Origin of the sequence: Sphingobacterium sp. BS-2, from assembly GCF_046161205.1 — a bacterium.
Taxonomy (GTDB): Bacteria; Bacteroidota; Bacteroidia; order Sphingobacteriales; family Sphingobacteriaceae; genus Sphingobacterium; species Sphingobacterium mizutaii.
This window is the reverse complement of the sequence record NZ_JBIXGO010000021.1, coordinates 198593-225536: the sequence shown is the minus strand read 5'-3', so window position 1 is coordinate 225536 and position 26944 is coordinate 198593. Positions and strand designations below refer to the sequence as shown.

The following is a 26944-nucleotide window of genomic DNA, read 5'->3' as shown; positions in this document are numbered from 1 at the left end:
TAATGGGAACATGGAATAGAAGAGAGTGGATCAAAGTGGTTGGATTGACAACCGCTGGAACTGCAGCAATGCGTTTGGATGCACTTGGATTAGAAAAATTAGGAATCGATAAATCATCGGTTAAATACATAGATGGTGTACTACATATCCCTAGGGACAAGTATGCCTCGCTTTTTGGTCCGACTACCGGAGATAAGGTTAGGTTGGCTGATACCGAACTATTCATCGAAATCGAAAAAGATTTCAATGTATATGGTGAGGAAAACAAATTTGGTGGCGGTAAAACCATCCGTGATGGAATGGGACAATCTGCACGTGCCTTGCGTGATGAAGGAGTCTTGGATTTTGTAATTACCAATGCCATCATCATTGATCACTGGGGAATTGTAAAAGGCGATGTGGGTATTAAGGATGGAAAAATCGTTGGAGTTGGAAAAGCGGGTAATCCAGATATTCAAGCTGGGGTGACTGAAGGCATGGTGATCGGTGCATCCACCGAAGTCCACAGTGGTGCAGGTATGATCCTAACTGCTGGTGGAATCGATACGCATATTCACTTTATCAGTCCTCAACAGGTTGAAACTGCATTGTACAGTGGCGTAACGACATTTATTGGAGGTGGAACTGGACCAGCTGATGGTACCAATGCTACAACAGTTACACCAGGGAAATGGTATTTGGAAAAGATGTTTGAAGCATTTGAGAACATCCCTGTCAATGTTGGATTCTTTGGAAAAGGAAATGTTTCCACCATGAAGCCAATTGAGGAGCAGATTGAAGCAGGCGCATTGGGCGTAAAGATCCATGAGGACTGGGGTGCTACTCCATCTACTATTGATTCCTCGCTGAAAGTAGCCGATAAATATGATGTTCAAGTTGCCATTCACACCGACACATTAAATGAAGCAGGTTTCTTGGAGGATTCCGTTGCTGCCATTAATGGACGTGTAATCCATACCTTCCATACCGAAGGGGCCGGCGGTGGGCATGCTCCAGACATTATCAAGATTGCCATGTATCCCAATATCCTTCCGGCATCCACCAATCCGACTAAGCCATTTACGGTAAATACGGTAGATGAGCATTTGGATATGCTAATGGCGGTGCATCATTTGGACAAAAAGATTAAGGAAGACGTAGCGTTTGCCGATTCCCGGATCCGTCCCCAAACGATGGCCGCTGAGGATATCTTCCAAGATATGGGGGTATTCTCCATCATGAGTTCGGACAGTCAAGCTATGGGACGTGTAGGGGAGGTGATTTCAAGAACTTTCCAAACAGCCCATAAGATGAAGGTTCAACGTGGCCCCTTGGCAGAAGATAAAGGCAAGGACAATGATAATTTCCGGGTGAAACGTTATATCGCTAAATACACCATTAACCCAGCGAAAGCACATGGTATAGATGAATATATCGGTTCGATTGAGAAAGGTAAATATGCCGATCTAGTATTGTGGAAAACGAGCATGTTTGGTGTGAAGCCTGAATTGATCATCAAAGGAGGAATGATCTTAAGTTCGAAAATGGGAGATGCCAATGGTTCTATTCCTACTCCACAGCCGGTCATGTATAGACCAATGTTTGGTAGTTACGGACGTGCTTTGCCTTCTGTATGCTATAATTTCGTTTCCAAAATTTCTATTGACAATGGAAATATGGAGAAGTTGAAGTTGAGCAGAAAGAACTTGCCAGTGAAAAATTGTAGGACTGTTATGAAAAAAGATATGGTCCATAATAGTGCAACTCCAAATATTGTGGTTAATCCAGATACGTATGAAGTAACCGTTGATGGAGTTCTAGCAACCTGTGAACCGGTTAGTGAAATTCCAATGGCACAAAGATATTTCTTGTTTTAAGTAATCATGCTGGTATCAAGAGCAATAAAAGGCAACATCCACCATTCAAGCCCTGGAACATTCCAAAATCCAATAGAATATTTAGAGTTGGAATGGTTTGATACAACAAAAAGGATTATCCGCGCATATAGTACTGCAGGGAAGGAACTAGGCTTCAGGAACCTGGATTCCGTGGCACTTGAAGATGGAGATGTGCTATATGATGCGGAAGGAATTTGCATAGTTGTACGGGTATTGCCTTGCTCTTGTATTGTATTTGAGCCGCAATCGATCAAGGAAATGGCGATAGCCTGTTTTGAAATCGGGAATAAGCATATTCCAATTTTTATCAATGATAGAAATGAGATAATAACTGCTTATGAAAAGCCTCTGTTTGGTCAGTTAAAGAGGGCGGGTTTCCAGCCCATGGTTGAAGAACGTGTCATTGAAAAAACAGATGTTTTGAAGATGCACCAAGTAACAAATTTTAAGAATAAAATAGTTTTAGTAAAGGAAGATTAAGATGAATCCACTGTTGACCCTTATGCAAATTAACGATTCGGTTTTTCCGATCGGAGGATTTACGCATTCCTATGGTTTGGAAACTTATATTTTTATGGGAATCGTCAAGGATAGCAAGACCGCCCGTGAATACGCAAGTTCCATGCTAGAGTACAGCTTTTACTATAATGATGCCGCTTTCTTCCATAAGACCTGGGAGATATGTGAATCTAGGGCGACCAAGAAAAGAATCGCAGAATTAGATGCATTGATAACAGCTTACAAGGCACCATTTGAAATCAGGGATGCGAGCAAGAAACTTGGGATTAGGTTTCTAAAGCTAACTGAAAAGCTACAACCAGTGGCTCGTTGCAGCAGTTATTTGAAAGGGATCCAAGCAAATGAATACCATGGGCATTATGCCATGGCGTTTGCGATGTATGCACATGCGCAAAAGATTGATTATAAAGATGCATTGAGTGCATTCTATTATAACTCCTTAAATGGTATAGTAACCAACTGTGCCAAGCTTGTGCCTATAAGTCAAATGGATGCTCAACAGATCTTATTTAAACTTCAACCACTCATCAATGAATTGGTTGAAAAGCAAGCCGACCTCGAGGAAAATCTGGTCGGGAATTGTTGTGTAGCTCAGGATATACGTTGCATGCAACATGAGAAATTATATACCCGGATCTACATTTCATAAATCAAAAAAATATGCCAGCAAGAAATTACGTAAAAATAGGTGTAGCAGGGCCTGTCGGCTCTGGAAAAACCGCATTGATTGAAAGATTGACAAGGTCAATGTCTGAGGATTACAGCATCTGTGTTGTGACCAATGACATCTATACAAAAGAAGATGCCATGTATCTTCAACAAAATTCAGCCTTACCGGCTGAACGCATCATGGGAGTGGAAACGGGGGGATGTCCTCATACAGCAATCCGTGAGGACGCTTCAATGAATATTGAAGCTGTGGAGGATCTAGCCTCCCGATTTCCTGATGCTGAGATCATATTTGTGGAAAGTGGTGGAGATAATCTAACGGCTACCTTCAGCCCTGATCTGGCGGATGTTACCATTTTTGTATTGGATGTGGCAGAAGGCGAGAAAATGCCTAGAAAAGGTGGACCTGGAATTACGAGGTCAGATCTGTTGTTGATCAATAAAATTGATTTGGCTCCTTATGTCAATGCCGATCTGGAAGTTATGAGAAAGGATACATTAAAGATGCGTGGCGATAGGCCGTTTATTTTTACCAATATGATGACTTTGGACGGTTTGGAAGATGTAAAGAATTGGATTAAGAAATATGCTCTTTTAGAGAATTAAATACGGTTTTTATGGATAGTGCAATTAAGATAAATGCGGAGAAAGAGAACCAGAAAACTGTTTTAAAGGAGAGTTACCACAGTGCTCCCTATAAGTTGACCTATTATGGTTCGCCAACCTTCCATGAACATTTGGAAATGATCATTATGAGTGCATCTCCCGGTGTCATGGATGAGGATAAATTGACCATAGATGTTCATGTGAAAGAGGAAGCGGAACTTAAATTGTTTACCCAGTCCTTTAATAAAGTCCATCCTATGAAAATAGGAGCGGTCCAGGAAACGCAGATCCAATTGGATAAAAAGGCATTGTTTCATTATATCCCACACCCTATAACTCCTTTTAAAGAATCGATATTTCTTGCCAAGAATGAAATCCATATGGATAAGGAATCGGTGTTGATTTGGGGAGATATAATCTGTTCAGGAAGGGTTCATATGAAGGAATCCTTTGTATTTACACAACTTCATTCCTTAACGAAGATCTATAAGGATAATAAACTCATTTTTATTGATAATCAGTTTCTGAGTCCAAGCAAGCAACCCATTCAAAAGATGTTGTTTTTTGAGGGTTATACCCATCAAGCGACCTTATTGTTTTCAAGCTCCTTTGCTAAGGACCTGAAAATTGAGCTGGACGAGATCTTGCAGCAGGATTATGAAGACATTTCCTACGGATTTACCCAAGCGGCGGATGATGTGGTCATCTTTAGGGCATTGGGAAATAATGGGGAGTTATTATATGATTTTCTGTTGATGCTAGGACAGTTATGTTGGGAGTTTTCAAAGCATAAAATTGAAGAGCTATATCCTCAAGTAGAAGCCGTAGAAGAAAAGCTTATCCAAGATGCTACTTTAAAAGAAGCAGTTAAAAAGAATGGCGTTAAGAAAGCTGTCAAAAAAGGGAAAAGCATTAAGAAACTAGAAGTAATAGCGGAATAGTATGCACGAACTATCGATTGTCAAAGATATTTTCCAAACCTTAGAAGAGGCATATCCAGAAACATTCAGGGATATTGTTGGGGTAGAAATACAAGCTGGTTTATTAAGTAATATTCAGCCGGTGCTGATCCATAATGCCTTCGAGGCCTACAAAGAGGAGTTTTCTGAATATGCCGAGGTTGAACTGGATGTTGAAATTTTACCAATCATAGCTTACTGTAAAGATTGCAGTAAGGAATTTGAGGTAAAGTTCCACCGCTTTGTTTGTGAATGTGGAAAAGGCTCGGATAAAATAGTGCAAGGTGAGGAGTTGAAAATTAGTAAAGTGACATTTAAAAAGAAAGAACATGAGTAATCGTACAGCAAAAAGTAATCAGATGCCAGTAGGCTCTGTACAATGTGATAATACCTCTTTGAATTTATTGAAGGCGAATGATTTTGTTGCCAAAGCCATTCGTGATAGGATTCCCAATATATGTGTTATCAATGTTTGTTCTTCACCCGGAAGTGGAAAGACTACCTTGATGCAAGAGACAGGCAAGCGATTGGGCAAAGAATTAAATATTGCGGTGTTGGTTGGTGATCCAGAAACGGAGCGGGATGCGGTTCGTATGCGTGAAGTAGGCATCAATGCCCTTCAGATCGTAACAGGAGGGATGTGCCATATCGAAGCACAGATGATATTGCAGGCATTAGACCATATCGATTTAACCGATGTAGACCTTTTGTTTATTGAAAACGTTGGAAATTTGGTTTGTCCTGCCGCATTTGACTTGGGAGAAGATTATCGGGTTACAGTATTGGCAGCAACAGAAGGAGATGATAAGCCAAAGAAATATCCAAGGATGTTTTTGACCAGTGAATTGATGTTGGTATCCAAGGCTGATTTATTGCCCTATGTGCCTTTTTCAGTGGAAGCCGCAACAAAGGATGCTAGGGAGGTCAATCCTAATCTGGAAGTGATATCCATCAGCAGTTTGAAGGGCGAAGGGTTGGATGAGTGGTGTGATTGGTTAAAGAATAAAGTTTCTGAAAAGAAAGCTATCGCGCAGGTTGTCTAATGATCTTCATTGAAAAATTACCTCAGGATTTAGTTGTCCAGCAGAATGAGGTTGATTTTCTGGAATTAGAATGGTACGAGGTCAATAGAACTTATTTGAAGAGGAAGACGGTTTTAGGTGTTCCTGTAAAAATTCAATGGACTGAAAAGCTGACCTTGCAAGATGGACAGGTTATCTATCAAGATGAGGGTGTCAGCATTCGCATACGCATTAAAGAGTGTCTTTGTATCCTTTTGACTTCGGACTCCATCCATACGATTGGAAAGTTCTGCTATGATGTTGGAAATCGACATCTTCCAATCTTTCAAGTTTCAGATCAAAGAATCGCTGTCTCTTATGATGCAAGATTATTTCAGGCATTGAAGGAGAAATATGAAGATCAGGTGGTTTTAGAGGAAATGAAATTATTGCCAAATACAGCATTGAAGGCCTTCGGCAACTTTATATAAGGTTGATTTGAAGCTTTTGCAAATATAAAATGGAATGATTAAGCGGTTGAAGATTGTCTTACTTTTTTTAGTTCCTGTATTTCTTGTTCTATTGTCTTTGGCTTGGGGTAGTTCAGGGATGCTTGGTATTGGGGAGCTGTACAATCATATCGTTGCGGCACTTCAACCAACTGGAAATAGCGCCGCTGTCAATGAGAATATGGCTACTATTCTATGGCAAGTCAGATTGCCGAGGATCTTATTGACCTTTTTGGTTGGGGCAGCTTTAGCAGTCTCCGGAGCGGTATTGCAAGCAATTTTTAGGAACCCTATTGTGGATCCTTTTTCACTTGGGATTTCCTCTGGGGCAGCATTTGGAGCGGCACTATCTATGTTGGTATCCTTCTTTTCCATTACATTTTCGGCTTTTTTATTTGGTGTTTTGGCGGTAGGGATTACCTATTTGGTATCCTATTCAAAGACCAGGACGACTTTGATCACCATGGTTTTGTCAGGGATGATAATTTCTGGTGTTTTTACGGCCTTTTTAACGGTGCTGCAATATATGAGCGACCCTTATAAATTGCAAGCTATCGTGCAATGGACCATGGGAAATCTGCATACTGCTTCTTGGGCCAAACTAAATAGTTCATTCTTGCCCATTGTTGGAGGGATCTTGTTGATCATCATATTCCGTTGGAGGTTGAATCTATTGGCGTTGGGTGATGAGGAGTCGATGGCTGTGGGAGTAAATCCCAAAGGAATGAAGCTCTTGATGATTGGTTTGGCAACCATGATTACTGCAGCTTCAGTTTCTGCTGTAGGTATGATCAGTCTGTTTGGGTTGATCGTTCCACATATCACCAGAATTATCTTTGGTCCGAACAATCAAATTGGTGTCTTTGCAAATATTAGTATTGGGGGTTCGTTTTTATTGTTAATTGATGATCTATCCAGAACCTTAATGCCTTTTGAAATACCTATTGGAGTATTTACGATGTTATTGGGCGCACCTTTATTTATCTACCTGATGCGGAAGAACGCTGTAAACTGGAACTAATGGAAGAGTTGATAAAGATAAACGGATTGACATTTGGTTTTTCGGGACAACAGGTTCTGAAGGATCTTTATGCTGAATTCCGATCTGGAGAGTTCAGTGTTATCTTAGGTAGAAATGGGTCGGGGAAATCAACGCTTTTTAATATTCTTTCAGGTATGGAAAGGGAATATAAAGGGGAGGTTGTATTTGCAGGGATAGAGCGGAAAAAAATCAAGCCTCATCAAAACGCCAAGGTTAGGATAGGATTTATGCCGCAATTTCATCATAGTACCTTCCCATTTAAGGTATTGGATGTATTATTGACCGGTAGGGCAGCATTCTCTAAATTTTCACCTACTATACAAGATAAGGCCCTAGTTGATGCTGCCTTAGAATCATTCGGTTTGATCCATCTCAGGGATAAGCCTTATACTTCACTTTCTGGGGGCGAGCGGCAATTAATATTATTGTGCAGGGTTCTTTTGCAGGAGCCTTCAATACTATTATTGGATGAACCAACCAATCACTTGGACCTACATTATCAAGTGGCAGTTTTGGATCACTTAAAGCGCTTGGTAAAAAAAGGCACAACGGTTATCTGTATTATGCATGATCCAAACTTGGCATTGCTGTATGGAGATCGGCATTTTCTGATGAACGAAGGAAAACTGAAAGAATTGATTGCTGATGATCCTAAAGAAAGGATCTCTGCACTAGAGACTACCTATCAAGTAAAGTTGGACGGAGTAGGTTATTTAGATGGACAGTTAATTGTGCCAAGATTATTTGATAAATAGTAAGTTATTCCGATCAAGCTGTTATTTTTGAGAGGAATTCACTTAGCTAATTTCTATGCCTCGTATTCTTCTTTTATTTCTTGGTTTGTTACTGGGAATTTCTGTTTATTCTCAAGAGCATGATGCTGTCATCTATAAAGAATACCAAAAGGACAAAGCTAGGTTTCAATCCTTTGAATCCCAGCATAGAAAGTTTATTCAGACTAAAAATCACAAAATTTCTTATTTAAAATGGGGCGACCATGAAGGAAAGGTCTTTGTATGGTTGCCGGGCAGTCTATTATCTGCCTATGATTTTTATCCCTTTGCTGAAGATTTGGTTAAGGAAGGCTATAAAGTCTTATCTGTTGACCATTATGGGCATGGGTTAACTGATATTCCAGCGAAGGATCTAGATTTCTGGGACTTTGCAGATGATCTTGCACTTCTATTGGAGCAGGAGAATGCCACAAAGGCGGTTATTGCTGGGTTTTCAAGGGGAGCTTACCTTGCCACAGCCTTCTATCAGCAATATCCCGAAAAGGTGGAAGCTATAATCCTCGAAGAAGGTGGTTCGGTTTCTTTCAAAGGTATGTTTGATGAAATGGGAGCAGATAAACTATCGGAATTCCTGCATTCAGTTCAAGTGCCTGATGATTTAAGAAAGTTGTTATTTGAAGCCTATAGTTCAGATTTTGAAATATATAAGAATATAAAATCAATTGAAGATTCGGATTCAATTTGGCAATCCTTTGGTTTTATGAAGCAGCAAGGAAAGCAATGGATTTTTTATAAGGGATTAAATGAGTATATGAATATGCAGGATAGCCTCCATTATTCGCAGGTCTTAAATTCGCTAGAATCCATCAGTAAATATGCCGCATCGATGGTAAATATTGATCCGATAAGAATTTATACTGAATTGCATGTTCCTCTCTTAATTATCGAAGCAAGAGGCGAGGATGATTGGTTTGATACTGACAAAGGGAACAATGACCTGAAAAACCTACATCGGGATTTAATCCAGCTAAAGGTATTTGATTGTGATGGTCATAATATACATTATGCTTGTCCGAGTCAATTTAAGGAGACTTTGCAGTCCTTTTTGAAAGGGCTATAGCATAAAAAAAGGCTTTCTGTTTTTAAGAGGGCACTGAAAAAGTCTTCTTAAAAATTTAGAGGTTTCAAAATGCTTGAAAACCATGTGTTAAACCCTTTGAGAATCGAGTATTTGCGACTTAAAATATAGAAGCATTCAAATAGACAAAAGATAAGGGCTTATGAACATAAAAATTCATAAGCCCTTTTTTAATGGATAGTTTTTCAGTGCCCTCGTTTTTAATAGAAAGCCTTTTGTATAGGTCATGATCTTTTAGTTGAAGATCAATGTTTTTTCAGGGTTTATTTTTCTACCGAAACTCAATAGCTCATAATGAAGATGAGGTCCAGTTGATCTACCGGTACTGCCGAGTCTTCCAATTTGTTGTCCGGCTTCTACCTTTTCACCTTTTTTTACTTTTGTGCTTGAAAGGTGGGCATATCTTGTTTCCCAACCATTGGTATGCTCTACGATTACCACTTTGCCATATTGGCCTTTATAGCCTGCATAAACCACTTTTCCTGCTGCAGTAGCTGTGATGGGTTCTCCAGTTCTTCCACTGATGTCAATTCCAGAGTGCATTTCAATGCCACGGTTGGTAAAAGGGTTTCTACGGTATCCGAACCTAGAAGTGATCCTACCGTTATGTGGAGTTCCCAGTGGAACGCCTTCTAATTTTTTGTCCAGTTTCTTGACAGTAGCTTCGTAGTACTTGATCAGTTCAGGTAGATTAACTTCTTCTTCTACGGGTCCACCAGCGTTTTTAAGCTTAGGTGCGAACTCTTTTAAACCTCTTCTGCGCATTTTGGCATTAATTTGGTTTACTGCACTATCGATAGCATCGAAGGATTTTTGAATTTGAACAGTGCTAAGTTGGTTGGTCGCTTCTTCCAAAGCTAAAGATTGCTTTGCTTTTTCAAGTGCTTCAATCTTCTTAGTCAATTGTTCTTCGTAATGGTCGCTTGTCGTTTTAGTGGCAACATATACAATCGTTGCACATATCAAGCAGATGCAGAAGATTCCTCCAGCTAGGATATATTTCCAATTTTTCAAAACAATAGTTGGAATCTGAATCTTCAAATTCGAATCGCCGTTTGAGTCTAGAATTTCAACGGCAGTCTTCTTTTTTGTCATAGTATTTTACTCTCCCACTTTATGTTAGCCGGGCGTAAAAATAGAAGATGTTAAAATAATTGCAATGAATTTTAACATTTTATAACTTTTTAAGGAATAGGGAGGGCTAAAATTATCATCTTTGTATTATGTCATTTTCGGAACGAATCTTAACATGGTATGCTCAGCATAAAAGAGCTCTACCATGGCGTGAGACCAAGAATCCCTATGTAATTTGGTTATCAGAAATTATCCTTCAACAGACGAGGGTCGAACAGGGCATGCCCTATTTTTTTAAATTTTTAGAAAACTATCCGAATGTAACAAAGTTTGCGGAAGCTGAAGAGCCTGAGATTTTGAGATTATGGCAGGGCTTAGGTTATTATTCAAGGGCAAGGAATATGCATAAAGCCAGTAAACAGGTCTTGGACAGGCATAAAGGTGAGTTTCCGACTGATTATCAGTCGCTTTTAGCCTTACCAGGTGTTGGGGAATATACTGCTGCTGCAATTTCATCATTTTCAAGCAACCAAGGTTACGCTGTTTTGGATGGGAATGTCTTTAGGGTTTTATCCCGATATTTTGGAATTGATGAGCCAATCAATAGTAGTTCGGGGAAAAAGCTTTTCTCTAAATTAGCTCAAGAGATGTTGGATCAGGATCACCCGGGAGAATATAACCAAGCCATTATGGATTTTGGTGCTCTTCAATGCAAACCTAAGAGTCCAAATTGTGAAGAATGCGTTTTGAGGTTGGATTGCAAAGCCTACGAAGAAGGCTTAGTTGATAAATTACCAGTTAAATTAAAAGGTAAAAAAAGTAGAGATAGGTATTTTCATTACTTTATAATTGAAAAAGAAGGGTCGATCTTGATGTCTCAGCGGTCGGAAGGAGATGTTTGGGCGAATTTGTTTGAGTTTCCGATGATTGAGAGTGACCGAGAATTGAATGTAGCAGAATTGGTACAATTGGAAGAGTACAGGATTAATTTTGGGGAAAATGTACCAAAGATGATAAAAGGGCAAGTCAAGCATATTTTAAGCCATCAGAATATTTTTGCCCGATTTTATAGCCTTGATATGGATAATGGGGAATTGGCCAAAAAAAGTTTTTGGAATTATTTTTTATTAGAAAAATTAGATACATTAGCTAAACATAAACTGATTAGTTCCTTTGTGGAACATTATTTTTAGTGCTCACTAAATCCTAAATTATTGTATGTCGGGAGTAAATAAAGTTATTTTAGTTGGTCATCTTGGAAAAGACCCAGAAATCCGCTATTTAGAAGGAAATGTAAGTGTTGCTAGTTTTCCATTGGCGACATCGGAGACTTTCAACAAGGATGGCCGTCGTGTAGAGCAGACCGAATGGCACAATATCGTATTGTGGCGCGGGCTTGCAGATGTTGCTGTAAAGTACCTCAGTAAAGGAAAATTAGTCTATATTGAGGGGAAATTGAGGACGCGTTCTTATGAAGATAAAGAAGGTATCCGTCGCTATACGACAGAGATCGTAGCAGAGAGTTTTAATTTATTGGGAAGGCGTTCAGATTTTGAACCGCAAAGCCCACAACAGAGTGCCGCGAGTGGAGCAACCACCAGCAGTGAACCAAAGGAACAAGCCGTCGACTTTACAGAGAATGACGACGATAGTGATGGTCTACCATTTTAATCTACCTAATTAAATATTGTACCATTTCATTTATTTTTTAAAATTGCTGTATCTTTGACACATGTTGCAAGATAAGATAACGCAGTATACTGAAGAGATAAAGGCATTTGCGCCAAGTTCAGCCCAAGATGTTGAAGCATTTAGATTAAAGTTTTTGGTGTCAAAAGGCATCGTTAAAAACTTGTTTGAGGAGTTCAAAACCGTGTCTTCCGATGAGAAGAGGGTTTTAGGAAAAGTATTGAATGAATTCAAGCAGTTCGCTGAAAACACTTTTAAAGAGGCATCAGAGCAATTTGCAGATCAATCTGAAGGTCAGTCGGCAAATCCTGAAGGAGATTTAACCTTACCAGGTCCTGGTTTTACATTGGGATCTAGACATCCACTTTCTCTTGTCAGAAAAGAGATCGTTGAGATTTTCAAGAAGTTAGGTTTTGTTGTTGCTGAAGGAAATGAGATTGAAGATGATTGGCATAACTTCTCGGCGTTGAACTTTGCTCCAGAGCATCCCGCAAGAGATATGCAGGATACTTTCTTTATCAAGAAACAGGATGGGAATGATGTCGTATTGCGCACGCATACCTCATCGGTTCAGGTGCGTTTGATGGAAGCAGGGCAACCTCCTTTCCGTGCAATCATGCCTGGAAGAGTATATCGCAACGAAGCAATTTCGGCTAGAGCGCATTGTTTCTTCCACCAGATCGAAGGATTGTACGTGGATGAGAATGTATCATTTGCCGATTTGAAGCAGACATTATATCACTTTGTGAAAGAATTGTATGGAGAAGATACTAAGGTAAGATTCCGTCCATCCTATTTTCCATTTACAGAGCCTTCCGCAGAAATGGATATTTCTTGTACAATCTGTAAAGGTGCAGGCTGCCAGATGTGTAAATACTCGGGTTGGGTTGAGATCCTTGGTTGTGGTATGGTAGATCCAAACGTATTGGATAATTGCGGAATCGACAGTAAAAAATATTCAGGTTTTGCTTTCGGTATGGGTATCGAAAGGATTACGAACTTGAAGTATGAGATCAGAGACTTACGTTTGTTCTCCGAAAACGATGTTCGTTTCTTATCTCAGTTTGAAACAGAAATTATTTAAACCAATTGGTTTGTGTTCCACCCAAGGTTCTAATAGCCTTAGGTGGAACATTATAAAATAAGTTGAATCCCAAATTCAAAAAAACAGCTTCATGGAAGACAAAGTAGTTATAGCAATAAAGAAATCTGCAAGAGATCTATTTAGAAAATATGGCTATAATAAAACCAGTGTTAATGAGCTGGCGAAAAATGCTTCCATAGCTAAAGCAACCTTCTATAAATATTTCGCAAGTAAAGAGTTGATTTTACACGAGGTTCTGATGGATTATATACAAGACAATGTATATGATATCTTGAACAAGAACGTAAATGAGAAAGATCTGGCTCTATTCCTTGCCAATACTATTTTGAGGGTGAGCCGTGTGACCTATACGGTTTGTAATGAGTTTGTAGGTTGGGAATTTATCCGCGAGTCGGTCAATGCCCAGGAATACCTTAAACTCCTTTCGGATGACCTTGAGTTTCTTTTGCTGCGCTCGTTTATGCAGAATGAAACCATTGCCAATATGATCCCCGAAGAACGATTGACCTTCCTTATTAAAACCTCTAAAAATATTGTGTTTTCCTTCGCGTTCACCGCAGTCTCCGAGGCTGATGTTCGTAAGAATTTTATTTCCTTCCAGAAAGAAATCCTGCCGTATCTGGTAGAAGCTACGCTTTTGGAGTCTAAGAGAGAGGCTTTAGATATTAGACAATAAGACAACTTTCGTTCGCTCTGCTAGCAGTGACAAAATTTTCTTAAAAGAAGAAACAGCTCAGAAGGTGATATAAATTTATGTTTGTATGGGGCGGGCTTATGCAATAAGGCCTACAGTATTGGAGCCTTTCCGGCGAGATGTTGAACAAAATCAAAAATCATTCTGCTATTAAATTTTTGCGTATTTTTGCGCCAATATGGGAAGAAGAATACCTCAGGAAAAGAAATTTATTACGGATGTTGAAATTATCGACATTGCGGAAGAGGGCAAGGGAGTTGCCAAGCATGATAATTTAGTGTTATTTATTGAGCGGGCAGTGCCTGGAGATGTTGTGGATGTTGAATTGATTCGCAAGAAGAAGAATTTTGCAGAGGGTAAGATTTCTGAGGTAAAAAAGGCTTCTGAATATAGGATAGATCCTTTCTGTTCTCATTTTGGAATATGTGGGGGGTGTAAATGGCAGCATATGACCTATGAATCTCAATTGAAATTCAAAGAACAGTATGTAGGAAATGCCCTGTCCAGAATCGGAAAAGTGGATGTTTCTGGAATGGAGCCTATTTTAGGTTCGGCTCAGACTGAATATTATAGAAATAAGCTTGAATATACTTTTTCCAATAAACGGTGGTTAACCAGTCTTGATGAGGTTGAACCGGGGGATTCTATGGATGCTTTGGGTTTCCACGTACCTGGTAGGTTTGATAAGATCTTGACCATTGATCATTGCTATCTACAGCAAGAACCTTCTAACGATATCAGGAACAGCATTTTTGAATTTGCTAAGGACAACTTTTTTTCATTCTATGACCTGAGAGACCATGAAGGGTCTCTTCGGAACTTAATCATCAGAACTTCTTCCACTGGTGAATTAATGGTAATCGTGGTTTTTGCTTATCCTGAAGAAGGACAGGTGGACTTATTGATGTCCTTTATTAAAGACAAATTTCCTGAAATCACCTCCTTATTATATATCATCAATCAAAAAAGGAATGATACCATTTTTGATCAGGATATCCATGTTTACTCAGGACGTGATTTTATCTATGAGGAAATGGAAGGGCTTAAATTTAAGGTTGGTCCTAAATCTTTCTATCAAACGAATTCTAGACAAGCATACGAATTATATAAGATTACCCGGGAATTTGCTGACCTCAAAGGCGATGAGCTGGTTTATGACCTATATACAGGAGCAGGAACTATTGCGAATTTTGTTGCTAGATCGGCGCGTGAGGTTGTAGGAGTGGAATATGTTCCCTCAGCTATTGAAGATGCTAAGATCAATTCGGAGACCAATGGAATCCATAACACCAAGTTTTATGCTGGTGACATGAAGGATGTGTTAACTGCTGATTTTATCAGGGAACATGGCAAGCCGGATGTAGTCATCACAGATCCTCCACGAGCGGGCATGCATGCGGACGTCGTGGATAGGATATTGGAAATGGAAAGTGATAAAGTAGTCTATGTAAGTTGTAATGCTGCAACTCAGGCACGTGATTTGGAAAGCTTAACGAGTAAGTATGAGGTGGTACGGATAAAACCGGTTGATATGTTCCCTCATACACAACATGTTGAGAATGTGGTATTGTTAAAATTGAAAAAATAAATGGATTTACAGGATCTATTAAATAAAGGACCCGAGGAAGAAGGAAAACCGGAGAAAGGACAGAGTCCATTAGTAAGCTTGAAGAAAGACTTGGATTTTTATAAAGAATCTATCCAAGAGGTTTCTGCTGAAATGATGGCAGAAGGCTATACCTTGTATCCTATTTTTGTCGCCCATCAATTGAAGGTTGATCTGGGTGAGATGATCTTAGACAGGGATGAGCTAAATACACAATGGAGCATTCAAGCAAGTTCATTAGAAGAATTTGTTGATCGTGGAATCATTAAGGAAGACAAGAAGGAATATTTCGAAAGGAATTTCAAGTCGGCAAATGATTTTATGTGTTTGTTTGTGGTGGTTCCTGAAGGGGCAAACTTTGTTTTCTATCCATATAATACATAGTGATTTAAAACTTTTTAACATTTCCTAGTCAAAAGTATTATTACCTTTAAAATTGGATGTATAATAAAGTAAAATATATTGCCCTACTATGTGCATTCCTTTTCCTGGCGCTAGCTGCACATGCCCAGGAACAGGATAACATAATTTCTGGATTGGTTCTGGAAAAGGGGACAAGCACTAGGATTAGTGATGCGAATGTGGTCAATCAGAGGACCAAACAGATCGTAAGGAGTAATTCTTACGGTGTTTTCAATATCGAAGTAAATGTTGGTGATACGATTTCCATCAGTAAAGTTGGATATGGACCGATAAAAACCAGGATTAACACCTTAGAAGATATTTTAGTGGATTTGCAGGCGGGGAACCGGATTGAGACAGTCGTTGTGACGCGTAGTACCAAGGAGATGGAGATGAAGGAGATGATGAACGACTACGAGAGCAAAGGAGTGTATAATGGTGGGCATAATAAATTTGGCACCTATGTCTCTAGTCCAGCAACCGCATTGTATAATCTCTTTGGTAAGGAAGCCAAAAATGCTAAGCGTTTTGAGAAGTTCATGAACCAAGAGCTTGAAGAGACTAAAGTTGACCGTATTTTCAATAAAACCATTGTTGCCAAGCTCACTCACCTGGATGGGGAGGAATTACAATCTTTTATGGATATCTATAGGCCGTCTTATGCTACAGCATCGCGCTGGGGTCAGTATGACCTGATGAATTACATTAATTCATCATTTAAGACTTGGAATGCTCAAGGACGCCCAAAATCACAACGTTTACCGAAGTTGGAAATTCCAGTTCAGGAAAAATAAGATACTGATAATTAATATGTTGCAACTTGCAAAAGCAATTAAAATGCTTTTGGCATTGGCTTTGCAAATACGTTGATTATAAATTGACAATAAATTATTTAGTATAAAAGATAAACAATTTGATTATGAAAATGAATAAAAGACTAGCGGTTTATGGATTGACAGTAGCTACATCAGCGATGTTATTTGCTAGCTGTTCAACAATTCAAAATAGTAGTAACACAACAAAAGGAGCCGTAATCGGTACTGCATCTGGTGGTGCTCTTGGAGCATTAATTGGTAGTAAAGCAGGTAACACAGCAGTAGGAGCGATCGCTGGAGCTGTAATCGGTGGAGCTGCAGGTACATTGATCGGTAAGAAAATGGACAAACAAGCAAAAGAGATCGAAAATACAGTAGCCGGTGCTGAAGTTGAGCAAGCTGGTGAAGGTATTTTGGTGAAATTTGACTCTGGTATTTTGTTTGATTTCAATAGTACAGCTTTGAAACCATCGGCGAAAGAAAACATTGCAAAATTAGTTGAGACCTTGAATAAAGAACCAGATACTGAAATCTTAGTATTAGGTCATACAGATAACATAGGTACATTAGAAGCAAACCAAAAAGTTTCTAATGGACGTGCAGCATCTGTAAAATCATTCGCAGTTTCTCAAGGTTTAGCAGGTAGCCGTATCAAAACAGAAGGTAAAAACTTCGCTGAGCCAATTGCATCAAACGATACTGAGGCAGGAAGAGCAGAAAACCGTCGTGTTGAGATCGTTATTGTTGCAAGTAAGAAAATGCAAGAAGAAGCTAAAAGAGAAGCAGGTCAATAAGACTGTTAATAATAATTTGAAAAGGGTGTCAAGAAAATTGACGCCCTTTTTTTATGGGTTTCTGAAGTAATAATTGGAAGGGTTAGCGCGAAATTTTAGTTAAATTTTCCTCAACTGCTGACAAACTGTCATTTGTTTAATAGATAATTACTAACTTTGTAGTCTTTGAAAATTGACTATGTTAGAGTTATCGCATACAACAAAAACGCATGATGAATCTCGTCAAGGCGAGGCTTTAGATATGCTGCCTACAGGGAAATCCACTGGGCGTAAATTATATATAGAAAGTTACGGGTGTCAGATGAATTTTTCTGACAGTGAGATTGTAGCATCCATCTTAATGGATAAGGGTTTTGAGACAACGAAGGATTTTAAAGATGCCGATGTCGTATTTATCAATACCTGTTCGATCCGTGAGAATGCTGAACAGCGAGTGAGAAACAGATTGAAGGAGTTTGAATCAGCTAAAGCTAAGAACCCAGGGATGGTTGTCGGTGTGTTAGGCTGTATGGCGGAGCGTTTGAAGGCTAAATTCTTGGAAGAGGAGAAGTTGGTGGATGTTGTTGTTGGGCCTGATGCATATCGTGATCTTCCTAATTTGATCGAAAAGGTTGATGAAGGAGGTCGTGCTGTGAATGTATTGCTTTCTAGAGAGGAAACTTATGCAGATATCAGTCCGGTTCGTCTAAACTCGAATGGTATTTCGGCCTTCATTTCCATTATGCGTGGATGTGACAATATGTGTTCGTTCTGTGTAGTTCCATTTACCAGAGGTAGAGAAAGAAGTCGTGATGTTGTCTCTATTGTAAAAGAAGCGCAGGACTTATTTAATGCTGGCTACAAGGAAGTGACCTTATTGGGACAGAATGTAGACTCCTATAAATATACTCCAGCAGTGGCAGAAGGTGAAGAGGCTAAGCCTACTGTAAACTTCGCACAATTATTGGAATTGGTTGCTCAAGTAAGCCCTGAATTAAGAATCAGGTTCTCTACCTCGCATCCTAAAGATATTACAGATGAAGTATTGTACACTATGGCAAAGTACGAGAACATCTGTAATTATATCCATTTACCGGTACAGTCTGGAAACAGCAGAGTATTGGAGTTGATGAACAGAACCTATGATCGCGAGTGGTATATTAACAGGGTTGATGCCATTCGTCGTATTATTCCGGAATGTGGAATTTCTACAGATGTAATCACTGGTTTCTGTACAGAAACTGAGGAAGAGCATCAAGAAACTCTTTCCATGATGAAATATGTAAAATATGATTACGCCTATATGTTTGCATATTCAGAACGTCCAGGTACATTAGCAGCTAAGCGCTATGAGGACGATATTCCTGAGGAAGTTAAAAAACGCAGGTTGACTGAGGTTGTAGATTTACAACGTGAGCATAGCTTATATAGAATTGAGAAATTTGTAGGAAAAGTACATAAAGTATTAATCGAAGGTACTTCCAAGCGTTCTGATAAAGATTTCTGTGGAAGAAACGATCAAAATACCATGGTTGTATTTCCGGTTGATGAGCGCTTTAAAGTTGGCGATTATGTCAATGTACTGGGCGAAAGCTGTACATCTGCAACATTGATCGGTAAAATAGTTGATTAATATCAAACACTAAAAATTAATAATGGATCATCAAGATATTAAGAGCAGGTTTGGGATTATTGGGAATTCTCCATTACTAAATCGTGCGATCGATATTGCACGTCAGGTAGCACCTACCGATATCTCGGTTTTGATTCAAGGTGAAAGTGGTTCTGGTAAAGAAGTGTTTTCACATATCATCCATCAATTATCTGGACGCAAGCATGGTCCGTTTATCGCGGTAAACTGTGGTGCGATTCCAGAGGGAACTATTGATTCAGAATTGTTTGGCCATGAGAAAGGATCCTTTACAGGAGCTCATGAAGCAAGGAAAGGATATTTCGAAGTTGTTGATGGTGGTACCATTTTCTTGGATGAGGTTGGTGAATTACCGTTAGGTACCCAAGCGCGTTTGTTAAGGGTATTGGAGTCAGGAGAATATATCCGTGTTGGATCATCTAAGGTTCAAAAAACCAATGTTCGCGTAGTTGCTGCGACGAATGTTGATGTTTATGAAGCGGTAAAGAAGGGGAAATTTAGGGAAGATCTATACTATAGATTGAACACTGTTCCATTGCGCATTCCAGCATTGCGGGAGCGTAAGGAAGATATTGTCCTTTTATTTAGAAAGTTCGTGGTGGATTTTTCAGATAAATATCGCTCTCCAGGTATTCAGCTTACTGAGGATGCGCAAGAAATGTTGCGTAACTATAGTTGGCCAGGAAATGTGAGGCAATTAAAGAATATTGCGGAGCAGATTGCCGTTCTGGAGAAGGAAAGGTTGGTCAATGCCCAGATTTTGAGTCATTATCTTCCTGTAGAAACCCAAAGTACTACTTTGCCGATGCCTTTAAAGGACCAGTCGAAGGAGAATTACTCAGAAAGAGATCTGTTGTACAAGGTTCTATTTGATATGAAGAAGGATATGGTGGATCTGAAGAAGTTGGTGGTTGAGTTGATGCAGAAAGGTTTTAATCAAGGGACGATGGATCAAAACTCTCCATATATCAATCAATTATATCAGGAGATTAGACCAAGTTCTGCGGCAATTGGAAATGAAGACTATCCGGTCAATCCAAATCCAACAATTACCATCCATAATCCAAATCAACCGAACGGGAATGCGAATGATTATTTGTATGATACCCAAGACGTGGAAGAGGTAGAAGAATCATTATCTTTACTTGATAAGGAGTCTGATTTGATCAAGAAAGCCCTCAAGAAGCATAAAGGCAAACGTAAAGCAGCGGCACAGGAGCTAGGTATTTCTGAGCGTACTCTTTATAGGAAGATTAAGGATTTGAACTTAGATTAATATGTCCAATTTTAAGAATAAAGGCAATTTCATTACATTTATTATTGCTGCTATAGTAATATTTACATTTAATGGTTGCGGAGTTAAATATAGTTTGAGTGGAGGGTCAATTCCCGAGAACATGAAAACCTATTCGGTGGAGATATTTGAGAATATTTCGCCATTTGTATCTGCTACTTTGAGCCAGACCTTTACGGAAGGGTTGAAAGAGCGTATCAGGACCCAGTCTAAGCTAAGTCAAGTGAACCAAGATGGAGATGCAATCTTTTCCGGGGTGATCACCAACTATGCCATTACCCCTGCGGCAATTGAAGCTGGAACGGATTTGGCAGCTTTGAACCGACTTTCAATTACTGTTAAGGTGAAATACGTGAATAGGAAGGATGAGACAGGGGAAAGCGACTTTGAAGAATCTTTTACGCAATTCAAGGAGTTTAGAGGGCAAGTAAATAACCAGGAGATGACCTTGAACCAAGAGATTGTTAAGATGTTGACTGAAGATGTATTTAACCGCGCATTTAATAACTGGTAAAACAAGAGCCTTTGAATCACATGGATCAAGTATATATTTTTAGAAAAGCACTGGAAAACCCAATGGAAGTTAGTGTTGCTGATTTTGAGCAACTCCTGACTAAGTATCCATATTCCCAGCCTATAATATATGCCTTTGAACGGAAGAAGTTTTTGGAAGGACAAAGCATTGATAAGCAGCGGACTCTGATCTATGCCAACAATCCATTCTGGTTGCGTGATTATCTTCAAAAACCCGTAGAGGTTATCCCAGAGCTTGAAGTCGATTCTGATGAATATATAGCATATGAAGAGTTGGAAGGAGAGGAGCAGGTTGAGGAAACGGAGGTAGAGGCAGTTGATGTGGTGAGTATCCCTGATGTCGAAGAAACTATTGAGGAGCCAGCAAATGACCTTGACGGAGTTGAAGAGGAGTTAATTGAGCAGGAAGAAGATGAATCTGAATCAACAGAGGAGGAGCCCGCTTTTGAATTTGCTGCTGGATATGATATAGAAAGGGAATATTCAGGAGAAGAAGGAACAGCATTAGAAGTAGAAGAGCCAGTTTCATCTGAATCTGGAGAAATTATCACCACAAAGGAAGAAGAAAATAAAAGGAGCCCAGAAGAAGATATCAGTCTGTACAATGATGAATTGATGCCCTATAGTTTTAGGTGGTGGTTGTATAAGACAAGATTGGAACATGCAGATACCTATCAACCTTTTTCATCGCCAGTTTTACCGAAGCAACAAAAAGGGCAGTTTGATCCTAAAAAATTAGATGAAGCTATATTGGATCAGCAGATTAGGGAGAATATCTTCCATTTGCAGGATCCATCAGATAAACTCAGCGATAAGCATAGAAAAGAAACGGTAGAGTTTAAGTCCACAGAGAAGATGGATGAGGTGATTGAGAAATTCATTCGTGAAGAGCCTCAGATCCAGCCTCCAAAGGCGGAAACCATCAATACGGAAAATAAGGCTCGTAGCAGTTCTGAGGACCAATTACAGGTTGTAACAGAGACCCTAGCGAACATTTATGAGACACAAGGGATGTACGAAAAAGCGATCATGGTATTTAGAAAATTAATTTCGGAGAATCCAGAAAAAAAATCGTACTTTGCGACCCGAATTAAAGAGATTGAACAAAAGTTATAATTGAAATATAGAAATGGACGTATTATTTATTATCCTAATTATTCTAGCAAGCTTATTATTAGCGTTTTTTGTATTGATTCAGAACCCTAAAGGGGGTGGTTTATCCTCAGGATTTTCTGGTGGCGCTAATTTAATTGGTGTGCAACGCACAGGTGATATTTTAGAAAAAGGAACTTGGATTTTTGCGATTGCCTTAATGGTTTTTTGTATTGCAATAAATATTATTGGTCCATCATCATCAAACAGAGGTGGTTTGGGAGATCAAATTGAGGCGCCAGTTACAGCCCCTAACTTGAATCTTAATCCTACGGCGACTCCTGCAACAGGAGCACCAACAGGAACGACTCAAACTCCAGCTCCTACTGATACGACGAAGTAATCAAGCTGAATAGCTAAAGAAATAGAACCCTGTCTAGAATTAGGCGGGGTTTCTTGTTTTCAAGCTTTTAGGGTTGGATTCGGTAATTGGTGTCATGATGACATTAAGATGATGGTTAACTGACATGAAAAATGACAGTTAATGCAAAAATGGCAAAATATTCTGCTTAATTTCAATTGGCATAGTTAGTGATGCCTTTGAGTTACGTAATCTTAAAAAAAAATAAAAATTGATATACAATTATGGCATTAAGTATTAAACCTATCGGAGACAGAATCGTAGTTGAACCTGCTCCAGCAGAAGAAAAGACAGCATCAGGTATCTATATTCCTGATACAGCGAAAGAAAAACCATCCCAAGGAACAGTTGTAGCTGTTGGAGCTGGCAAGCCTGAAGAACCATTAACTGTAAAAGTAGGCGATAAAGTATTATACGGGAAATATTCAGGAACAGAGATTACCTATGAGGGTAAGGAATATTTAATTATGCGTGAGGCTGATATTTACGCAGTACTGTAATTAAAAATCAACGATAAATATTAAAAACACAGTAGGTTTTGGGTTTGAGATCTATTGAAAAACCTAATTCCTAAGATTCAATTTCATATAAAAATGGCAAAACAAGTAAAATATAATGTAGAAGCGCGTGACGCCCTGAAAAAAGGTGTTGACACACTTGCAAATGCAGTAAAAGTTACCTTAGGTCCAAAAGGTCGTAACGTAATCATTGAGAAGAAATTTGGTTCTCCAGCAATCACTAAAGATGGTGTTTCAGTTGCGAAAGAAATCGAATTGAAAGATGCTTTAGAAAATATGGGAGCACAAATGGTTAAAGAAGTTGCATCTAAGACTGCTGACCAAGCGGGTGACGGAACAACTACTGCTACTGTTTTAGCTCAAGCTATCGTAGCTCCAGGTATTAAGTCTGTAGCTGCTGGTGCAAATCCAATGGATTTAAAACGTGGTATTGACAAAGCTGTTGCTGCCGTTGTTGAGAACTTAAAATCTCAATCGCAAGTAGTAGGAGCTGACAATAATAAAATCAAACAAGTTGCTTCAATTTCTGCAAACAATGATGAGATTATCGGTTCATTGATCGCTGAAGCAATGGAAAAAGTTGGAAACGACGGAGTAATCACTGTTGAAGAAGCAAAAGGTACTGAGACTGAAGTAAAAACAGTTGAAGGTATGCAATTTGACAGAGGGTATTTATCTCCATATTTCGTAACTAACTCGGATAAAATGGAAGCGGAATTAGAAAGCCCTTACATTTTGATCTACGACAAGAAAATCAGCAACATGAAAGAATTGTTGCCAATCTTGGAAAAACAAGTTCAAACTGGAAAACCATTATTGATCATTGCAGAAGATCTAGACGGAGAAGCTTTAGCTACATTAGTAGTGAACAAAATCCGTGGTTCACTGAAAGTTGCTGCTGTTAAGGCGCCAGGATTCGGTGACCGTCGTAAAGCAATGTTAGAAGATATCGCAATCTTAACTGGTGGTACAGTAATTTCTGAAGAGAGAGGTTTCAAATTGGAAAATGCTGAATTATCTTATTTAGGACAAGCTGAGAAAGTAGTTGTTGATAAAGACAACACAACTATTATCAATGGTGCTGGAAATGTTGAAGACATTAAAGCGCGTGTTGCACAAATCCGTTCACAAATTGAAACTACAACTTCTGATTACGATCGCGAGAAATTGCAAGAGCGTCTAGCGAAATTATCGGGTGGTGTTGCTGTTCTTTACGTTGGTGCTGCTTCGGAAGTAGAGATGAAAGAAAAGAAAGACCGCGTTGATGATGCACTTCATGCAACTCGTGCTGCAGTGGAAGAAGGAATCGTTGCAGGTGGTGGTGTAGCTTTCATCCGCTCGACAGAAGCTTTGGTTAACTTAAAAGGTGAAAACGAAGATGAGCAAATCGGTATCGATATCATCAAACGTGCTATTGAAGAGCCATTGCGTCAAATCTGTGCAAACGCAGGTATTGAAGGAGCTGTAATCGTTCAAAAAGTGAAAGAAGGAACAGCGGATTATGGATACAATGCTCGTACAGACAAGTTTGAGAACTTGATCTCTGCAGGTGTTATCGATCCTACAAAAGTATCACGTGTGGCTTTAGAGAATGCTGCTTCAGTAGCTTCTATGTTATTGACTACAGAGTGTGTACTTGCTGATGAACCAGAAGAAAACCCAGTAGGTGCTGGCGGTCCTCCAATGGGCGGTGGCATGGGTGGAATGATGTAATCATCATCCCTTAGATATAAAAGAGCTTTCCAATTCGGGAAGCTCTTTTTTGTTTTATACAAACGATTATTACCGATTTCAAAGCTGCATTATTTGTATATTAGAATTTGTGCAATCACAATTTAATATGTATGGAAACTTATAATATCATCGCTCTCATAATCGTCTTTGCAATAGGTATCGGGCTAGGGATTTATATCTGGCGGAAAGTGGGCAATAAAAAGGTGGTCAATAAGGTGATTCCAGATGATGTTGAAATTCGAGATGTGCTTAGTGAAAAGGTTAATTTTTTCAAGCAATTGAATCATAACGAACAGGATAAGTTTATTAAAAGGGTATCTTATTTTTTGGCTACGACAAAGATATCTCCTGAAAAAGGAGCTGTTATCAATGATGAGCACAGGATTTTGATCGCTGCGAGTGCAACTATTCCACTCTTTCATTTTGAAAACTGGTCTTATGAAAATTTGGATGAAGTGCTTGTATATCCGGGCACCTTCAGTGAAAAATATGATATTGAGGATGAAAAAAGGAATATTCTTGGGATGGTCGGAGATGGTGCCATGCACAGGAAGATGATCTTATCGCTCTCTGCTTTGATGGCCGGCTTCAATCAAAACAGTGAAAGTAATACTGCCATCCATGAATTTGTCCACCTGATCGATAAAGCGGATGGAGAGGTTGATGGGATTCCAGAATATTTGATTCCTAAAAGTTTGATTCATCCTTGGTTGGAGGAGATTCAAGCGACCATTTCAGCCATCAGGAGGGATAAGTCGGATATTCGGGATTATGCCGCAACTAATCCTGCAGAATTCTTGGCTGTTGTATCGGAATATTTTTTTCAGAAACCGAAAATGTTGGAATCCGATCATCCAGAGTTATATGCTATGTTGAATGAAATCTACAACGGAAATAAAGAAGAATAATACTAAACATTTTTTATTAATGAGCTGTTGTTTAGTAGGATAGGTAATGCAATGTCGTTTTAAAACATAAACAATAAATTTTAAATATTATGGAATACAGGTATATAGGAGACAGCGAAATCAATGCTTCAGTGATTACTTTTGGTGCATGGGCAGCAGGAGGATGGATGTGGGGATCGACAGATCGAAAAGATGCTATTGAAGCTATTGTCGCTGCTTACGAAGTTGGTGTGACTACTATTGATACTGCTCCTATTTATGGACAAGGTACAAGTGAAGAAATTGTTGGGGAAGCATTGAAGGACATCCCTAGGGATAAAACTCAAATTTTGACCAAGTTTGGGATGCGTTGGGATATTGCCGAAGGTGATTTTGCTTTTCATAGCAAGATGAACAATGGTGAGGACATTGAAATCTATAAATTTGCTGGTAAGGACAGTATAATTTATGAATGTGAGCAGAGTTTAAAAAGACTTGGAACGGATTATATTGATCTATATCAGATCCATTGGCCAGATTCTACGACCCCACTGGATGAAACCTTTGAAGCGGTTGCCCAATTGATTGAACAAGGAAAAATTAGATATGCAGGTGTGTGTAACTATAATGCACAGTTAATGGCTGAAGCAGAGAAGACATTACCACTGGTGTCGAACCAGATCCCTTTTAGTATGGTGAACAGAGCAGTCGAGGAAGAAACTATTCCATACTGTATCAAACATAATAAGGCCGTGCTAGCTTACAGCCCTTTGGAAAGAGGTCTTTTGACCGGAAAGATCCATGTAGGTCATCAATTCCAAGAAGGTGACCATAGAGCTAAGCATCCGCATTTTCAACCTGATTTCATTGAGAAAACAGATATCCTATTGGAGCGAATAAAACCTCTCGCAGATGATAAAGGGGTTACTTTAGCGCAATTGGTGCTAAGATGGACAGTGGAGAGACCTGGTATAACGATTATTGCATTGGCTGGGGCAAGAAATGCTCATCAATCTGTTCAAAATGCTAAGGCAATGGAATTTAACCTGACCCAAGAGGAGTTAGATTTCATGAATGCCGTAGTAGACGCATTTTAATCTAAAAAAATAAAAAACTGAACGTTATTTTCCATGATAACGTTCAGTTTTTAACTGATATCTTTTAATACAATAATTTTATTTTCTGGACTGAATTCGAAGATAGATTTTCCCTTTAGGCTAATGCTGTCTCCAATATTCAATTCTGGCGAAAGATCTTTAGATAGTTTGGCCGTATAATCAATATTGATTTCGCTGTGATTTTCGAAATGTTCAATGGAAGTGATCTTTTGATGGCGTTCCGAAAAAATGGATTTGGCTTGTTCCGCCTGATTAATAAATTCTTGCTTGCCCAGAAGAGAATCAGTTACATTGCCATTTGAGATGTTTTCGAAAAGGAGTTGCTCGTCCAGATTCCTAGCCATCATCTCGGTATTGAAACTGTTATAACCGTCAATGTAGTTTTTGATTATTTCTTCCCTGATTTTCATGTTGGATTTTCGAATTAGTGTTTGAATTAAAGATAAGAGAATTCTACTTTAATATAGGTCATTTTAATGCTCG

At 39.1% G+C, this 26944-nt stretch carries 30 protein-coding genes; 28 read left to right on the top strand and 2 right to left on the bottom strand.

Features of this window, described 5'->3' with window-relative positions:
- The first annotated feature begins 2 nt into the window (after positions 1-2).
- Genes ureC through ACK2WI_RS17100 form a run of 11 tightly spaced genes read left to right on the top strand, consistent with a single transcriptional unit; the run spans position 3 to position 9036 of the window.
- A complete protein-coding gene (ureC, locus tag ACK2WI_RS17150; protein ID WP_409151705.1) occupies positions 3-1856 on the top strand; it encodes an urease subunit alpha in 1854 nt (617 codons plus the stop codon).
- A 6-nt stretch (positions 1857-1862) separates the two neighbouring features.
- Positions 1863-2357 (top strand): urease accessory protein UreE, encoded by a 495-nt coding sequence (locus ACK2WI_RS17145; RefSeq protein ID WP_409151704.1) that lies wholly within the window; start codon positions 1863-1865, stop codon positions 2355-2357.
- 22 nt (positions 2358-2379) lie between these two features.
- A complete protein-coding gene (locus ACK2WI_RS17140) occupies positions 2380-3045 on the top strand; it encodes an urease accessory protein UreF (RefSeq protein ID WP_409151703.1) in 666 nt (221 codons plus the stop codon).
- 11 nt (positions 3046-3056) lie between these two features.
- Entirely contained in the window at positions 3057-3671 is a 615-nt protein-coding gene (ureG, locus tag ACK2WI_RS17135; protein ID WP_093099259.1) for an urease accessory protein UreG, read from the top strand.
- A gap of 11 nt (positions 3672-3682) precedes the next feature.
- Positions 3683-4612 (top strand): urease accessory protein UreD, encoded by a 930-nt coding sequence (locus ACK2WI_RS17130; RefSeq protein WP_409151702.1) that lies wholly within the window; start codon positions 3683-3685, stop codon positions 4610-4612.
- A gap of 1 nt (position 4613) precedes the next feature.
- Positions 4614-4967 carry a hydrogenase maturation nickel metallochaperone HypA gene (locus tag ACK2WI_RS17125; protein ID WP_409151701.1) on the top strand — a complete coding sequence of 118 codons (354 nt, stop codon included), beginning with the start codon at positions 4614-4616 and terminating at the stop codon, positions 4965-4967.
- The gene (gene hypB / locus ACK2WI_RS17120) at positions 4960-5673 is read left to right on the top strand and encodes a hydrogenase nickel incorporation protein HypB (RefSeq protein WP_409151700.1); all 714 of its coding nucleotides are present in this window, start codon (positions 4960-4962) and stop codon (positions 5671-5673) included. The genes ACK2WI_RS17125 and hypB overlap by 8 nt, the downstream gene beginning before the upstream one ends.
- A complete protein-coding gene (locus tag ACK2WI_RS17115; protein ID WP_093099255.1) occupies positions 5673-6122 on the top strand; it encodes a hypothetical protein in 450 nt (149 codons plus the stop codon). Before hypB ends, ACK2WI_RS17115 begins: the two co-directional genes overlap by 1 nt.
- 34 nt (positions 6123-6156) lie before the next feature.
- A complete protein-coding gene (locus ACK2WI_RS17110) occupies positions 6157-7161 on the top strand; it encodes an iron ABC transporter permease (protein WP_093099253.1) in 1005 nt (334 codons plus the stop codon).
- Positions 7161-7937 (top strand): ABC transporter ATP-binding protein, encoded by a 777-nt coding sequence (locus tag ACK2WI_RS17105; protein ID WP_409151699.1) that lies wholly within the window; start codon positions 7161-7163, stop codon positions 7935-7937. Before ACK2WI_RS17110 ends, ACK2WI_RS17105 begins: the two co-directional genes overlap by 1 nt.
- A 55-nt stretch (positions 7938-7992) precedes the next feature.
- Positions 7993-9036 carry an alpha/beta fold hydrolase gene (locus ACK2WI_RS17100; protein ID WP_409151698.1) on the top strand — a complete coding sequence of 348 codons (1044 nt, stop codon included), beginning with the start codon at positions 7993-7995 and terminating at the stop codon, positions 9034-9036.
- Between the two features lie 252 nt (positions 9037-9288).
- Here ACK2WI_RS17100 and ACK2WI_RS17095 read toward each other — a convergent pair whose 3' ends face one another.
- On the bottom strand, positions 9289-10149 hold the full coding sequence (locus ACK2WI_RS17095) for a M23 family metallopeptidase (protein ID WP_093099249.1): 861 nt from the start codon (positions 10147-10149) through the stop codon (positions 9289-9291).
- Positions 10150-10277: 128 nt separating this feature from the next.
- On the opposite strand from ACK2WI_RS17095, the gene mutY reads away from it, so the two are divergent.
- The 17 genes from mutY (at position 10278) to ACK2WI_RS17010 (ending at position 26440) form a co-directional block, all read left to right on the top strand.
- Entirely contained in the window at positions 10278-11321 is a 1044-nt protein-coding gene (gene mutY, locus ACK2WI_RS17090) for an A/G-specific adenine glycosylase (protein ID WP_409151697.1), read from the top strand.
- Between the two features lie 25 nt (positions 11322-11346).
- Positions 11347-11799 carry a single-stranded DNA-binding protein gene (locus ACK2WI_RS17085; RefSeq protein WP_313367748.1) on the top strand — a complete coding sequence of 151 codons (453 nt, stop codon included), beginning with the start codon at positions 11347-11349 and terminating at the stop codon, positions 11797-11799.
- 61 nt (positions 11800-11860) lie between these two features.
- Positions 11861-12901, top strand: coding sequence for a phenylalanine--tRNA ligase subunit alpha (pheS, locus tag ACK2WI_RS17080; RefSeq protein WP_093099244.1), 1041 nt, complete (start codon positions 11861-11863; stop codon positions 12899-12901).
- A 91-nt stretch (positions 12902-12992) separates the two neighbouring features.
- Positions 12993-13598 (top strand): TetR/AcrR family transcriptional regulator, encoded by a 606-nt coding sequence (locus ACK2WI_RS17075; RefSeq protein WP_093099243.1) that lies wholly within the window; start codon positions 12993-12995, stop codon positions 13596-13598.
- Between the two features lie 196 nt (positions 13599-13794).
- Positions 13795-15204, top strand: a complete 1410-nt coding sequence (rlmD, locus tag ACK2WI_RS17070; RefSeq protein WP_409151696.1) for a 23S rRNA (uracil(1939)-C(5))-methyltransferase RlmD — start codon at positions 13795-13797, stop codon at positions 15202-15204.
- Entirely contained in the window at positions 15205-15606 is a 402-nt protein-coding gene (locus ACK2WI_RS17065; protein WP_312695815.1) for a hypothetical protein, read from the top strand.
- A 56-nt stretch (positions 15607-15662) separates the two neighbouring features.
- Entirely contained in the window at positions 15663-16418 is a 756-nt protein-coding gene (locus ACK2WI_RS17060; protein WP_409151695.1) for a hypothetical protein, read from the top strand.
- 131 nt (positions 16419-16549) lie between these two features.
- Complete coding sequence (locus tag ACK2WI_RS17055; protein WP_313367751.1) at positions 16550-17233, top strand: OmpA family protein; 684 nt, start codon at positions 16550-16552, stop codon at positions 17231-17233.
- Positions 17234-17411: 178 nt separating this feature from the next.
- A complete protein-coding gene (gene miaB, locus ACK2WI_RS17050; RefSeq protein ID WP_093099234.1) occupies positions 17412-18845 on the top strand; it encodes a tRNA (N6-isopentenyl adenosine(37)-C2)-methylthiotransferase MiaB in 1434 nt (477 codons plus the stop codon).
- A 22-nt stretch (positions 18846-18867) separates the two neighbouring features.
- Entirely contained in the window at positions 18868-20139 is a 1272-nt protein-coding gene (locus tag ACK2WI_RS17045) for a sigma 54-interacting transcriptional regulator (protein WP_093099232.1), read from the top strand.
- A 121-nt stretch (positions 20140-20260) separates the two neighbouring features.
- Complete coding sequence (locus ACK2WI_RS17040; protein ID WP_409151694.1) at positions 20261-20671, top strand: LptE family protein; 411 nt, start codon at positions 20261-20263, stop codon at positions 20669-20671.
- A 20-nt stretch (positions 20672-20691) separates the two neighbouring features.
- Positions 20692-21807 carry a hypothetical protein gene (locus tag ACK2WI_RS17035; RefSeq protein WP_409151693.1) on the top strand — a complete coding sequence of 372 codons (1116 nt, stop codon included), beginning with the start codon at positions 20692-20694 and terminating at the stop codon, positions 21805-21807.
- A gap of 13 nt (positions 21808-21820) precedes the next feature.
- Positions 21821-22186, top strand: coding sequence for a preprotein translocase subunit SecG (gene secG, locus ACK2WI_RS17030; RefSeq protein ID WP_093099226.1), 366 nt, complete (start codon positions 21821-21823; stop codon positions 22184-22186).
- Positions 22187-22428: 242 nt separating this feature from the next.
- Positions 22429-22704 (top strand): co-chaperone GroES, encoded by a 276-nt coding sequence (gene groES, locus ACK2WI_RS17025; RefSeq protein WP_185213040.1) that lies wholly within the window; start codon positions 22429-22431, stop codon positions 22702-22704.
- A 93-nt stretch (positions 22705-22797) separates the two neighbouring features.
- On the top strand, positions 22798-24435 hold the full coding sequence (groL, locus tag ACK2WI_RS17020; RefSeq protein WP_409151692.1) for a chaperonin GroEL: 1638 nt from the start codon (positions 22798-22800) through the stop codon (positions 24433-24435).
- Between the two features lie 131 nt (positions 24436-24566).
- Positions 24567-25364: a zinc-dependent peptidase gene (locus ACK2WI_RS17015; protein ID WP_409151691.1), complete on the top strand. Its 798-nt coding sequence runs from the start codon at positions 24567-24569 to the stop codon at positions 25362-25364.
- Between the two features lie 89 nt (positions 25365-25453).
- Positions 25454-26440, top strand: coding sequence for an aldo/keto reductase (locus ACK2WI_RS17010; protein ID WP_409151690.1), 987 nt, complete (start codon positions 25454-25456; stop codon positions 26438-26440).
- Positions 26441-26490: 50 nt separating this feature from the next.
- Here ACK2WI_RS17010 and ACK2WI_RS17005 read toward each other — a convergent pair whose 3' ends face one another.
- On the bottom strand, positions 26491-26871 hold the full coding sequence (locus tag ACK2WI_RS17005) for a nuclear transport factor 2 family protein (RefSeq protein WP_409151689.1): 381 nt from the start codon (positions 26869-26871) through the stop codon (positions 26491-26493).
- Positions 26872-26944 lie beyond the last annotated feature (73 nt).